We start from the raw sequence: 12,450 nt of genomic DNA, 5'->3' as shown, positions 1-12,450 counted from the left end.
AAAGTTTCACTTTATATCGTTGAAAGAAAAACAGAAATGGGGAGGCAGGGAAAATGCCTGAGCAACACACAAAAGGGAATACGAGCACGATTGTGCTCGAAAAAGAAAATGAGCATTTAACGCCTCAAGAATGCGATATTCTTGGCGAGATTGCAAATATATCATTTGGTTCAGCTTCGACTGTATTATCAACAATCTTAAATAGGCAAGTAAGCATTACTGCTCCTCGTATAGAATTGGTAGATTTATATGATACAAGCGATGTTGAAGTTCCACATGTTGTGTTAAATATTCATTTTACAAAAGGATTAGATATGAAAAATCTTCTTGTCCTTAAGCAAGATGTTGCATTATCAATTGCTGATTTAATGATGATGGGGACAGGTGAAGTGGAAGAAGGAAAAGAACTTGGTGAATTAGAGCTAAGTGCTGTACAAGAAGCGATGAATCAAATGATGGGATTCGCAGCTACATCTATGTCGGAATTCTTCCAAGATACAGTAGATATGTCTCCGCCGACAATTAAAGTCGTAAAGCTATCAGAAGAGATGGAGAAAATCACTGGAATAACTGGAAATAACACAATTGTTAAAGTATCGTTTGATTTAAAAATAGATAACCTTGTAAACTCTAAACTTGTGCAAATTGTTTCAGTTGAACATGCGAAACGGATGATAAATAAATTACTGCAATTATCTGGTGAAGTAGAAAAAACAGAGACGCCAGTTGAAGAGGTAGTAACTGAAATTGTAGAAGAACATGTAGAAAAAGAGCAATTAACACAAGAAGAGAAAGATGTGCTTGGTGAAATTGCGAATATTTCAATCGGTTCGGCTTCAACAGTACTATCGACGCTTTTAAATCAGCCTGTCACTATTAGTACACCAAATGTAGAGGCTATTAATGTTCGCCATTATGACGGAGTGCCAGTTCCATTTGTTATATTAAATGTCGATTTTGTTGAAGGACTAAAAAATGAGAATGTATTCGTATTTACGAAAGATGTTGCTTTAACAATGGTAGATTTAATGATGATGGGAACGGGTGAAATTGATCCGGAGAAAGAGCTAAGTGAATTAGAGTTAAGTGGCATTAAAGAAATTATGAACCAAATGATGGGGCATGCTGCAACAGCAATGTCAGAAATATTTAAAGAAAAAATGGATATGACACCACCAGATGTTAAATTTATTTCGTTAAAAGAAGAAATGGAGTATTTGGGAGAGTCGATGGCAGTTGACGAACTCGTTCAAATTACTTTTAATCTTGAAATTGGTGATCTCCTTCAGTCAAAGATGTATCAAATACTACCAATATCAGAAGCGAAAGAAATGGTTAGAAGACTTCTTTATCCGATGATGGAAGAGCAAGAAGAAATAGTTGAGGAAGTTATTGAAGAGGAAGAAATTCCTGCACCAGTCGTACAGCCGATTGAATATAAAGAAGTCAAGCAAGTTGAACCAGTGTATATGGATGCATCTATTATACAAAATGTAGAAATGAATGTTAAATTTGTATTTGGAAGTACAGTGAAGACAATTCAAGATATTTTAAGTTTACAAGAAAACGAAGCGGTCGTACTTGATGAAGATATTGATGAACCCATTCAAATTTATGTGAACGATGTATTAGTTGCGTATGGAGAGCTTGTAAATGTAGATGGGTTTTTCGGAGTGAAAGTGACGAAATCGCTCTAGGGCGTCGAAATAGGAGTTTGAACAAATAGATGAAAGATGTAAAGTTTTTTCTAGTGAGTTTGCTATTTGTATATATATGTACTTTCTTCCCGTTGCAAGGGCAAGCAGAAGAAATAATTGTACAAGAGCAAAATGTAAGTGAAGTGAATGAGCAAGAAGAGCAAAATATAGAAAATCGGGAACAGCCGGAACGAACGGAAATGCCCCTAGTTGAAGATGAAAAAAAAGCAGTAGAGAAAGAGAAAGAGAAAGAGAAAGAGAAAGAGAAAGAGAAAGAGAAAGAGAAAGAGAAAGAGAAAGAGAAAGAGAAAGAACAACGAGAAGAAAGAAAGATAGAAACAGACCGAGGAATTATTACAGTTAATAAGCAGGAATTAAAAGTTGGCGAAGAATTGCGAATTGCTGTAGCGCCAAATGAAAAAAATATTCAAAGTGTAAAAGGTATACTGCAATTACAAAAAAATGGTGTGCAGTACAGGCAGGAAAGAGTAATATCTTTCGAGTATGAAGAAGGAATGAAACGATGGATCGCCAATTACAAAGTCGGAATATATGATTTGCAAGGTGATTGGAACCTTCAGCTCGTTGAAAGTTATAAAGAAGATGCGAAGGAAGAAGTAATAGAGAATGAATTAAATGTACCGCTCATTCGAATAAATAACGAAACACCGACTATAGATAAAGAATTGCCGAAGTTTGAGAAGGTTACTATTGATGATGCGAAAGAGAACTTCATTGAACGGAAAAAGGGAGAATCCGTTCATATACGAGTAAAGAACGGTAGATATAGAATCTGCTGTTAAAGAAGTGCGAGTTATATTAAAGGGAAAAGAAGAAGGTAACGATATTACTTTTTTATTAGACTATAATAAACACGACATGGATTGGCAGAAAATAATTGAAATAACAGAAGCGCTGCCTATTGGCCCGCACCAACTTATTGTGGAAGTAACAGATGTGGCAGGTAACAAACTTGTGACAGAGAGTGAATATATCATTTCTATTATCGAACAAAAAGTGGAAGATAATGAAAAGATAGAAGAACATGAGAATCAAAATAAATTAGAAGATAAGAAAGAAGCTGAGAAGCAGGAAGATTCGAAAATAGCGACTCCGCTTCCGGAAGAAAAGCTTCCAGTTGTTCAAATCCCAAAACAAGAAGAGAAAGTAAACTATTTTATAAAAGAGCCGTTGAAAGAGAAAGAGGAAAGCAATTACGTTATAAAAGAGCCAGGGGCAGACAATAGGGAAGTAAATAATGTGAAGGCTCATAAAGAGAAAAAAGGTAAAAATGACGATCAAGTCGTTTCTAAAAAGAAAGAAAAAATAGAAGAACAGCAAGAGAAAAAAGAAGAAGAAAGTGAACAGGGAGTACAAGCCTCTAATGTGTTTGCTATTATGTTAGGATTATTTGTACTGTTTTTAGTTTTAAAGAGTAATAAAGAGTGGGGCTAATAATTTGATAGTAGTGGAGGCGCTTAAATGGAAATTAAACGTACTACAATTGAAAATAAGACGCTACACCCATTAAAACAGCCTGCTGCTATTTCAGAACATGAAATTCAGAAAGAACGAAAACGGAGTAACCTTGTGTTTACGGGGCAGTCCCAAATCATTTCGAAAAATAATGAAATAGGGATTCTACTTGCGAGTTTAGGTGATGGAAAGATTGTAAAAGAAATGCCTTCTAAGGAAATGGATACCGTGTTGCAGTTGTTTTCAAAGCTACATATGTTGTCTGAAGAAGGAAAGCAATCGGACAAAATATATGAACAAATTGTTAGAAGTTTGCAGGGGCTTATTAAACAAGCGCATATAAAGGGAGTTCTGTTATTAGATGGAACGTATGATTTCGCTGAAGTGCAGCTTGCGTTTGGAAGAAAAGTACATATTCCGTTACTTGATGTAAGTGCGCTCATTTCTAGAGTGGAACAAGATCCATCAGAAGGAAATACGAACTTAATGATAACAGTTATTACAGCTTACATGACAAAATTGTCTAACGAAACAATTTTAATTAGCGGTACGGATCGTATTTCTAAGGAACGTGATGCAAGTGTGTGGAAAGCACTTGCAGAAATGAATATGACGCAATTATCGCATGCGATTCAAGAGCACAAATGGTCTGTTACCGCTCTATTTCTCTTTATATGGGTTATAGGTATCATATTGATTCGTATTATATAATAAAAAAAGGTCGTCATTTCAATTATGACGACCTTTTTTTATATTTTTTCGTAGAAGAATGTATCAAAACGCTGAAGGTTGTAGCGTTCGGGTGTTAAAATTTGTTCTGTGCTACCAACGAATAGTACGCCACCTTTTCGTAAAGAACGACTAAACTTTTCATAGAGCTTTATTCTTGCTTCTTCTGTAAAGTAAATCATTACATTTCGACAAATGATTAAATCGTAGTTCGTATCAAATGTCTGCATTAATAAATCGTGTTGTTTGAATGCAACTTGCTGTTTAATATTTTGATGCAATATATATGTATCATCTTCTTTTGTGAAATGACGTTGTTTTAAATCATTAGGTAATTCTTTCAAAGAGCGTTCCGTATATTGACCACGTTTCGCAGTTTCTAAAACATGAAAATCAAGATCCGTTGCTTGAATGTCATAACGAAACGGAGCTAGATGCTTCGATAATATTAAAGAAAGTGTATATGGTTCTTCACCGGCAGCGCAAGCAGCACTCCAAATTTTTAATTTACCGTTATTTTGTTCAAGTAGCTTTGGTAGAGCTTTTGTCTCTAATGTTTGCCAGCGTTCTTTATTTCTGAAAAACTCTGAAACGTTAATCGTAATGTAGTCAATAAAACTTAAAAATAATGTTTGATCAGTGCGTAAATTGTTTAAAAAGCTTGTATAATTGTCAAAACCTTTTCTTGAAATGAACGCATCGATTCTTCTATGCATTCTATCTTGCATATAGGAAGCGATATCCATATTAAATAGCTGTTTAAAACTCGTAATAAAATGATTATAATCTTGTTCAGTTTTCATATTTACAATAGGCACAATAACGATATTGTGCCTCCCCCTTTACATCATACGAATTTTTTGTTCAAAGCTTTTTTTCATCTGCTTTTCATGTAAGCCAGGTAAATCATAAATAACGGCGTCAATTCCTGCTTCTTTTGCAATGTCAACAGGAATGACAGACGTATGTTTATCCCTATTATAAAAACAGAGAACTAAATCAGTATCTTCGACAATTTGTTTTACAAAAAACATATAATCTGATCGATAAATGGAGTTGGAAGGATGATCAAAAGCAATATATTCAGCTCCGTGTTTTTTTAAATAATCAACGACTTCTTGAAATTCGTCTGTTAATACATGTAACGGTTGTAGCGTATAAAAGCATAAATTTTGAGCGAGTCTTTCATTTTCAATGAAAAAACGAAGAACTTCATTTTCAATAGATTTATAACATAATATACAAATTTTATGTTTGTGAGCATAGTCAATTAAAAATTTTTTTATTTCTTCTTGATCTAATGCTGTTAATTGATTTGAACCACAAAGAAAAATATTCATAGATTCGTGCCACCTCATGCTAAATTGTAACATATCTTCTATAAAAAATAACTGCAAAATATGAGTGTTCAGAGTATAATTATAAATAACTGGATTTTACGATTAAGTTTTGAAAGAAATAAAAAAATAAATAGGTGATATATATGCTACGTTCTATCTCGCATAATCCAATTTTATCGCATATACCGCCTGCTACTCAAATGCCGAAAGAAGCAAATGTCAGGACAGGACTTGCATTTTCGGATAATTTGCATGCAGATCCGAAAAAAGATAAATTGTTAGAACAAATGGAAGCGCTAGTTGATAATATTGGGGAAATTAAAGAGAAAATTGAATTAGAGTTAACGCTCGATAATGTTATGGAATACAAAAATACTGTGAAATCATTTTTGAATTTTTACGTTGATAACTTACTGCAATATAAAGATGTTATGTCTCGTCATCCACGTTATGGATATTCGCAGAAAATGACAATTGTAAAACAAGCTGAAGTGGGATTAAATGAAATGGAAGATGTTATGAATTTAATTAATACGAAAACAGGGCATTTAGAAATGTTAAATCAAATTGGAGAAATTCATGGTTTAATTGTAAATTTAGTCTTGTAAAAGGGAAGGAAGCTATATGTACATACAATTATATGAAAAGCTTGTTATCATTCAAAAAGCATATGAAAATATTCAAACGCTTGGAGAACAAATATATGAGAATTTAAAACATAAAAATGTAAATGCAGTTCAAAAGCTGCAAGTGGAACAATTGCAGTACATAGAAGGTGTAAAAGGATTATCTCGCTCTTTTGAGGAGATGGTTGTTCAGTTTTGTGAAGAAAAGAAAGTCGAACAATTGCGTATGCGTTCGCTATTTTCGTATTTTTCACCGGAAGAAATTAAAAAAATGGAAGAATTACAAAAAAGTTTAAATGAATTAGAAGGAAATGTAAAAATGATTCTTTTGAAAAATCAATATTACTTAAACGTGCTATTAAAAACTACAGAGAGTATTGTGGATTCCGTTTCTGAATACAATTTGGAGAAAAACAATAATTCGCAAATCTTTATGAATGAACTATTGTAAAGGAGAAGTGAAGCATTATGAGGTTATCCGATTATAATACACCGCTATCTGGTATGCTAGCGGCCCAAATGGGATTACAAACGACGAAACAAAATTTATCTAATATTCATACACCTGGCTATGTGCGTCAAGCCGTGAATTTAGGTTCTGTAGGAGCAAGTAACGGTCATACGCCAGGACAGAGAATTGGTTCGGGTGTACAAACATTAGGTGTTGACCGAATTACTGATGAAGTGAAAACGAAGCAATTTAATGATCAGTTGTCACAGTTCTCTTACTACGCATATATGAATTCTACTTTATCACGAGTAGAGTCTATGGTAGGAACTACAGGAAAGAATTCATTATCTAGTTTAATGGAGGGTTTTTTTAATGCTTTTCTTGAAGTTGCGAAAAATCCAGAACAATCAAACTACTACGATACATTAGTTGCTGAAACTGGAAAGTTCACAAGTCAAATAAATCGTCTTGCGAAAAACCTAGATACAGCGGAAGTACAGACGAAAGAAGATATTGAAGCGCATGTCAATGAATTTAATCGTCTTGGTGCTAGTTTAGCAGAAGCGAATAAAAAAATTGGACAGGCAGGAACACAAGTACCTAATCAACTATTAGATGAACGTGATCGCATTATTACAGAGATGTCTAAATATGCCAATATAGAAGTGTCTTATGAATCTATAAATCCTAATATATCGATTATTAGAATTAATGGTGTTTTAACAGTAAATGGACAAGACACATATCCACTTCAATTAAATAAGGGGAACGAACCGATGACTGTTGCGATTTATGGATCGGATATTCCTTTAACAGGTGGAGCCATTCAATCAGCAATAGATACGAAAGGGAAGATTGCTAGTTATAAGAAAAATATTGAAGACTTAATGAGTTCTGTGAAAAATCAAGTGAATACAGTGATGGGAAAAGATTTCTTCGTTGGAGATCAGGCGAAAGATATTCAGTTAAATCCTGAATTCGCAAAAGATGTTTCAAAAATGAAAATTTCTGCTGAAACAGCAAATAAACTGGCTGGAATTACAGATGGAGATTATAAAGAAGGTCTTTCTTATAAACAAGCGTTAGACCAATTCATCGTTGGTGTAGCTTCTGATAAAAGTGCAGTGAATGCTTATCAAAATATTCATAAAGACTTATTAGAAGGTATTCAGCAAGAAAAGATGAGTATAGAAGGCGTCAATATGGAAGAGGAAATGGTTAATTTAATGGCCTTCCAGAAATATTTTGTCGCAAACTCTAAAGCTATTACGACGATGAATGAAGTGTTTGATAGTTTGTTTTCGATTATTAGATAAAACGTAATAAAAAAGAAAAAGCTTTTTTTATGCTGGAAGAGAGGGTCTAGCATAGTGTGGAAGCGGACAGAGCCTTTTAGTGGACCGAGCGATATGAGACCAGAGATATGAAGTGGTTGTGGGATAAGTTAGGTTAGAGAACAGCCGTGTCAAATAGAAACGAAGCACCTTTTTTATGTGTAGAGAGAGGATCCGGTATAGTGTGGAAGCGGATAGAGCTTTTTAGTGGGCCAATCCGTATTAGATCAGAGATATGAAATGGTTGAAGGCTAGGGAAGAAACTAACAGTACATAGTTGCAGTTGCTTCTCTAGCCCAGTCAAATATAGATAAAGGAGAAGATAGGGATGAGAGTATCTACATTTCAAAATGCAAACTGGGCAAAGAATCAGATGATGGATTTGAATGTGCAACAGCAATACCACCGAAATCAAGTAACTTCTGGGAAGAAAAACCTTCTTATGAGTGAAGATCCACTTGCGGCAAGCAAATCATTTGCGATTCAGCATTCTTTAGCAAATATTGAACAAATGCAAAAGGATATAGCGTATTCTAGAAATGTGTTAAGTCAAATGGAAAATACATTACAAGGTATTGTGAAATCTTTAACGAGAGTAGATCAATTAACTTTGCAAGCGGTAAACGGGACGAATAGTCCTAATGAATTAAAAGCAAGCGCTGTAGAAATTGATCAGCTTTTAAAACAAGTGGTGTATTTAGCGAATAAACAAGAACAAGGGCGATATATTTTTGGTGGAGATAGTGCTTCAAAACCACCATTTGCAGAAGAAGGTACATATCAAGGTGGGGAAAATGACGTTACCTGGAAATTAAATGATGGATATGAACTCAAAATGTTTCGTAATGGAAAAGATTTATTGGAACCCGTAATTAAAACGTTAACAAAAATAAGAGATGCTATGCAAAAAGGAGACCAAGATGCACTGGAATCTGTAATGGGAGAAAATAAAAAAAGTTTAGATAATATATTGAATCGTACGACTGAAGTAGGTTCAATATTAAATACAGTGGACACATTTAAGACGATATTAAGTGAACAAAATCTAGCTCTTCAAGAAAATAGAAAAGAGATAGAAGATGTAGATTTAGCGGTAGCAATTTCAGATTTAGCTTATATAAATGCGACGTATGAGGCAACATTAAAAGCGGTTAGTACAATGAGTAAGACAAGTATTTTAGATTATATGTAGAAAAGGAGTGAAAAACTTGGGGACTTCAGTATCAAATTTAGGTGGAAGACAGCAAATATGGAATCTTGGTAACAATATTATTGATACCTCTAATCTAGTAAATTTAGAATTGCAGGCTTTAGAAATGAAAAAAACACCTTACAATAATCAAAAACAAACCTTAGCTACGGAACGAAATGTATATGCGAGTATGAAAAAAGAATTCGGTAGTTTTATGCAAGTATTCAAGGATATGTATGCGTTTAAAGGGAATGAGAAGAAAGCAGGGGTGTCTAAAGAGGGATTTATTAATGTTCAAGCTGATGCTTCCGCAATTGCAGGAACGTATACGATTAATGTTAAAAAAGTAGCGGAAAGACATCAGATTACAACTACACTCATAGATAAATCCGATTCTGAAAATCCTAAAAATATAATCGACTTGGATTCGGAAATTGGAAAAGATGCTACATTTCGTATTAACGATAAAGAAGTTAAGCTTACTAAAGAGATGACATATAAGGATTTTGTTAATAAAATGAATAATGGAAATTATGGAGTGTCTGTATATTCATTAGGTGGACAGTTGTTTTTCACATCAACTACTGCTGGGAAAAATGGAGAAATTAAATTAGTTGATGGTGAAGGTGGAATATTAAAAGACATTGGATTGGTAACTTCGGAAATGATAGATGGAAAAAATGTAATTGCCAAACAAGTAACAGCGCCTCGAAATGCCGAATTTACAATTAATGGTATGACTGATAGCAGTCCCTCTAATAAAATTGATACAATTCCAGGATTAACTATTGATTTGGAAAAGGAAACGACTGAACCAATTAAGGTTACGATTGAAGATTCAAACATTAAAGAATCAATCAATATGATAAAAAAAATGAGAGATCAATATAATAAGGCTGTTTCAACGCTCGATTTATTTGCCGGCGAAAATGGAGCTATGCAAGGTAATAATATTGCATTTTCTATTAGTAATATTATGGCTAATGTATTTAGACACAAACAAGATGATAAATTTATGTTTTCATTTGGAATTGAAGTCGATAAGACTGGAAAAATGGTTCTCGATGAAGAAAAGCTAAGTAAGGCTTTTAAGGAGAATCCAGAAACTGCAAAACAGTTCTTCTTTGGCTTTAATGGACTAGGGCATGAGATAGAAAAAAAACTAGATGGTATTTTAGGAGATGAAGGTGTAATAGGGCAGAGGTCAAAAAGTATAGTGGGGCAAATAAAAGAGCTAGATAAAAAAATTGATGCAATAGATAAGCTGAATAAACAAAAACAAGAGACCATTATTGATAAATATTCAAAGTTAGAACAACAGTTATCGATGTTAGATCAGCAACTAAAAACAATTAAAGCAATGACAAAGCAAAAAAGTGATGATTAATGAAAGTTAAGGACGTGATCGTATGCAAGCATGGCAACGCTATATGCAAAATGATATTATGACGAGTAATCCAATTAAAAATACAATTTTTATTTATGAAAGATGTATCGTTGAGTTTCGTAATTTAGAAGAGCTTTTAAATACTTTTAAACTACAAGAAGGAGATGCACTTCTTGAAAAATTAGAACGTATTTTTGAAGAGTTAAAGCTTCAATTAAATCCTGAGATTACTAAATATTTGTATGATAGTCTATTCGGTTTATACGATTGGATTAGTATTCAAATTCAGACGATGAAAGTAACGCGTGAAGCAAAAGACATTGATGCGATTGTACAAGTGTTACAAGATTTAATAGACGGTTACCGTGGAGCACTTGAAAATGAACAATGATATTTATCGAGCGTTTGTCGGCTGCTTTAATGAAATCGGTGAATTGCAAGTGTCAGATGAAGAATTTGCTGAGAAAAGTGCTATGTTAAATCGCTGGATGATGACCTTGGATGAAAAGACGAGAGCAGATGTTGCAGCGGAAATGAGTCCATTAATAATAAAGGCAGCTCAACATATTCGAGATAAGCAAAAAATCTTGGAAGAAATGATTATGACAAATGGTGGACGAATGAAAGCTAATTCGTTTTACGGTAAATATTAATTGTAAAGTATGGAAACGGGTTCTCTTTATTACAAGGGGGATCCATTCCGTTGTTTAAATAAAGGCGTTCCGCTCATTGAGGTTTCACTTTATGACTGTAATGAAAAAACAGAAATAATATAAGAACAATAAAAAAATGAACTTTTTTTATTGTTCTTATATTGAAATGTTATATAGATTACTAAGTGAATACAGTTTTTTTTATTCTTTTATATATTTTTGTATTTTTTCTAAAGACAACAATGGGAAAATGGAATAAAATATGAAAGGGTACATAAGAGGTAATATTTTAATAAATACATATAAGGAAATGAATAATAAAGTGAAACTTCCATCAGTGGATGATCATGCCATAAGCGAGCTTGATGGAGTAAAGAAGGGTGTGGAATATGCCGGACTTAGTTAGTGATGTTAGTCATTATATGAATTATTTAGTAACGAAGCGAAATACTGTTTCTAGTAATATTGCAAATGCGAATACACCGGGGTTTAAAGCACAAGATGTAACATTTGCTGAACAAATGAATATGAATAATCCACTATTCAAAAAAAATGCTGCGGATTTAAAGAGTAATTCAGACTTATATCAAACGAATGAAATGCACTTGCCGACAGCGAATACGAAAAATACATATGCAAAGATTCAAACGAAATCAATGCAAACGAATAAAGATGGAAATAGTGTGGATGTAACGACAGAAATGCTAGATTTAATGAAAACAAACCAATTATATGGTATCTCAATTAATGCGATTAATACGCAATACGCAATACGCAATTAACCAAGCAGCACGTGGACGTTAAGAGTAGAAGGGGAGACAACGATGTTCCAAGCAATTAATGCAAGTGGCTCAGCGCTAACTACAGCGAGAAAATGGATGGAAGTTACTTCTAACAATATCGTAAATACGAATACGACGGGAGCGCCAGACGCAGAGCCGTATCACCGCCGAAGTGTGGTGCTAGAATCAAATAATAATTTTGCAAATATGCTACAGGGAGCTCCTGCTAACGGAGTGAAAATAAAAAGTATTGAAACAGATCGAAATGAAAATCTAGTATATGATCCAACACATCCACATGCAAATGAAGAAGGCTATGTACGTTATCCGAACATTGATGTGACAGCTGAGATGACGAATGTAATGGTTGCTCAAAAAATGTATGAAGCAAATACAAGTGTATTAAATGCGAACAAAAAAATGCTCGATAAAGATTTAGAAATCGGCCGAGGATAAGAGGGAAGAGGGGAAATATGAAAATCCAACCAATGTTAAATGCCCAGCCATTTGGAGCGATTCAGCCAATTGGTGCACCGAAAACTTCACAAACATCTGTAGTTGAAGGCAAAAAGTTTATTGATTTATTGGAAGATATGGATCAAACGCAAAAAAATGCACAAACAGCAGTATATGATTTACTGACGAAAGGGGTAGGAGAAACGCATGATGTTTTAATTCAGCAGAAGAAAGCTGAATCACAAATGAAAACGGCTGCTCTTGTACGAGATAATCTTATTGAGAATTATAAGTCACTAATTAATATGCAAATTTAGGAAAATGGAC

13 protein-coding genes and 2 pseudogenes are annotated in these 12,450 nt (G+C 33.8%); 13 read left to right on the top strand and 2 right to left on the bottom strand.

Translation table 11 applies throughout. The features are described from left to right. Window positions 1-53: 53 nt before the first annotated feature. From CQ058_RS05510 to CQ058_RS05500, 3 genes and pseudogenes are all read left to right on the top strand, one after another. Window positions 54-1,697 carry a flagellar motor switch protein gene (locus CQ058_RS05510; protein ID WP_002193161.1) on the top strand — a complete coding sequence of 548 codons (1,644 nt, stop codon included), beginning with the start codon at window positions 54-56 and terminating at the stop codon, window positions 1,695-1,697. A gap of 29 nt (window positions 1,698-1,726) precedes the next feature. After that, a pseudogene (locus tag CQ058_RS05505) lies at window positions 1,727-3,152 on the top strand (transglycosylase). Window positions 3,153-3,179: 27 nt separating this feature from the next. Continuing rightward, the gene (locus tag CQ058_RS05500; protein ID WP_105589518.1) at window positions 3,180-3,884 is read left to right on the top strand and encodes a hypothetical protein; all 705 of its coding nucleotides are present in this window, start codon (window positions 3,180-3,182) and stop codon (window positions 3,882-3,884) included. Window positions 3,885-3,922: 38 nt separating this feature from the next. Here CQ058_RS05500 and CQ058_RS05495 read toward each other — a convergent pair whose 3' ends face one another. Beyond that, window positions 3,923-4,705 carry a CheR family methyltransferase gene (locus CQ058_RS05495; protein ID WP_033733083.1) on the bottom strand — a complete coding sequence of 261 codons (783 nt, stop codon included), beginning with the start codon at window positions 4,703-4,705 and terminating at the stop codon, window positions 3,923-3,925. A 39-nt stretch (window positions 4,706-4,744) separates the two neighbouring features. Further along, on the bottom strand, window positions 4,745-5,242 hold the full coding sequence (locus CQ058_RS05490) for a hypothetical protein (RefSeq protein WP_002193156.1): 498 nt from the start codon (window positions 5,240-5,242) through the stop codon (window positions 4,745-4,747). Between the two features lie 143 nt (window positions 5,243-5,385). On the opposite strand from CQ058_RS05490, the gene CQ058_RS05485 reads away from it, so the two are divergent. From CQ058_RS05485 to fliE, 10 genes and pseudogenes are all read left to right on the top strand, one after another. Continuing rightward, entirely contained in the window at window positions 5,386-5,850 is a 465-nt protein-coding gene (locus tag CQ058_RS05485) for a YaaR family protein (RefSeq protein ID WP_002149161.1), read from the top strand. Window positions 5,851-5,866: 16 nt separating this feature from the next. Continuing rightward, a complete protein-coding gene (locus CQ058_RS05480; protein ID WP_105589517.1) occupies window positions 5,867-6,319 on the top strand; it encodes a hypothetical protein in 453 nt (150 codons plus the stop codon). Window positions 6,320-6,336: 17 nt separating this feature from the next. After that, entirely contained in the window at window positions 6,337-7,635 is a 1,299-nt protein-coding gene (gene flgK, locus CQ058_RS05475; protein ID WP_105589516.1) for a flagellar hook-associated protein FlgK, read from the top strand. Between the two features lie 346 nt (window positions 7,636-7,981). Beyond that, a complete protein-coding gene (locus CQ058_RS05470) occupies window positions 7,982-8,845 on the top strand; it encodes a flagellar hook-associated protein 3 (RefSeq protein ID WP_002193153.1) in 864 nt (287 codons plus the stop codon). 16 nt (window positions 8,846-8,861) lie between these two features. Beyond that, on the top strand, window positions 8,862-10,232 hold the full coding sequence (locus CQ058_RS05465; protein ID WP_002193152.1) for a flagellar hook-associated protein 2: 1,371 nt from the start codon (window positions 8,862-8,864) through the stop codon (window positions 10,230-10,232). Window positions 10,233-10,254: 22 nt separating this feature from the next. Continuing rightward, window positions 10,255-10,623 carry a flagellar export chaperone FliS gene (locus CQ058_RS05460; RefSeq protein ID WP_002193151.1) on the top strand — a complete coding sequence of 123 codons (369 nt, stop codon included), beginning with the start codon at window positions 10,255-10,257 and terminating at the stop codon, window positions 10,621-10,623. Further along, window positions 10,613-10,885, top strand: coding sequence for a hypothetical protein (locus CQ058_RS05455; protein ID WP_002193149.1), 273 nt, complete (start codon window positions 10,613-10,615; stop codon window positions 10,883-10,885). Before CQ058_RS05460 ends, CQ058_RS05455 begins: the two co-directional genes overlap by 11 nt. A 310-nt stretch (window positions 10,886-11,195) precedes the next feature. Next, window positions 11,196-11,689 (top strand): annotated as a pseudogene (gene flgB / locus CQ058_RS05450) (flagellar basal body rod protein FlgB). Between the two features lie 20 nt (window positions 11,690-11,709). After that, complete coding sequence (gene flgC, locus CQ058_RS05445) at window positions 11,710-12,123, top strand: flagellar basal body rod protein FlgC (protein WP_002193147.1); 414 nt, start codon at window positions 11,710-11,712, stop codon at window positions 12,121-12,123. A gap of 17 nt (window positions 12,124-12,140) precedes the next feature. After that, complete coding sequence (fliE, locus tag CQ058_RS05440; RefSeq protein ID WP_002193146.1) at window positions 12,141-12,440, top strand: flagellar hook-basal body complex protein FliE; 300 nt, start codon at window positions 12,141-12,143, stop codon at window positions 12,438-12,440. The last annotated feature ends 10 nt before the right edge of the window (window positions 12,441-12,450 follow it).

It is taken from the genome of Bacillus sp. MYb56 (assembly GCF_002976445.1).
GTDB classification, from domain to species: Bacteria; Bacillota; Bacilli; order Bacillales; family Bacillaceae_G; genus Bacillus_A; species Bacillus_A mycoides.
The sequence above is the reverse complement of the archived record's forward strand: the minus strand, read 5'-3'. Positions and strand labels throughout refer to the sequence as shown.

Excerpts from the sequence above, each read along its gene's own strand:
- CQ058_RS05510 (WP_002193161.1), top strand. The coding sequence starts at position 54 with ATGCCTGAGCAACACACAAAAGGGAATACGAGCACGATTGTGCTCGAA.
- CQ058_RS05500 (WP_105589518.1), top strand. The coding sequence starts at position 3,180 with ATGGAAATTAAACGTACTACAATTGAAAATAAGACGCTACACCCATTA.
- CQ058_RS05495 (WP_033733083.1), bottom strand. The coding sequence starts at position 4,705 with ATGAAAACTGAACAAGATTATAATCATTTTATTACGAGTTTTAAACAG.
- CQ058_RS05490 (WP_002193156.1), bottom strand. The coding sequence starts at position 5,242 with ATGAATATTTTTCTTTGTGGTTCAAATCAATTAACAGCATTAGATCAA.
- CQ058_RS05485 (WP_002149161.1), top strand. The coding sequence starts at position 5,386 with ATGCTACGTTCTATCTCGCATAATCCAATTTTATCGCATATACCGCCT.
- CQ058_RS05480 (WP_105589517.1), top strand. The coding sequence starts at position 5,867 with ATGTACATACAATTATATGAAAAGCTTGTTATCATTCAAAAAGCATAT.
- flgK (WP_105589516.1), top strand. The coding sequence starts at position 6,337 with ATGAGGTTATCCGATTATAATACACCGCTATCTGGTATGCTAGCGGCC.
- CQ058_RS05470 (WP_002193153.1), top strand. The coding sequence starts at position 7,982 with ATGAGAGTATCTACATTTCAAAATGCAAACTGGGCAAAGAATCAGATG.
- CQ058_RS05460 (WP_002193151.1), top strand. The coding sequence starts at position 10,255 with ATGCAAGCATGGCAACGCTATATGCAAAATGATATTATGACGAGTAAT.
- CQ058_RS05455 (WP_002193149.1), top strand. The coding sequence starts at position 10,613 with ATGAACAATGATATTTATCGAGCGTTTGTCGGCTGCTTTAATGAAATC.
- flgC (WP_002193147.1), top strand. The coding sequence starts at position 11,710 with ATGTTCCAAGCAATTAATGCAAGTGGCTCAGCGCTAACTACAGCGAGA.
- fliE (WP_002193146.1), top strand. The coding sequence starts at position 12,141 with ATGAAAATCCAACCAATGTTAAATGCCCAGCCATTTGGAGCGATTCAG.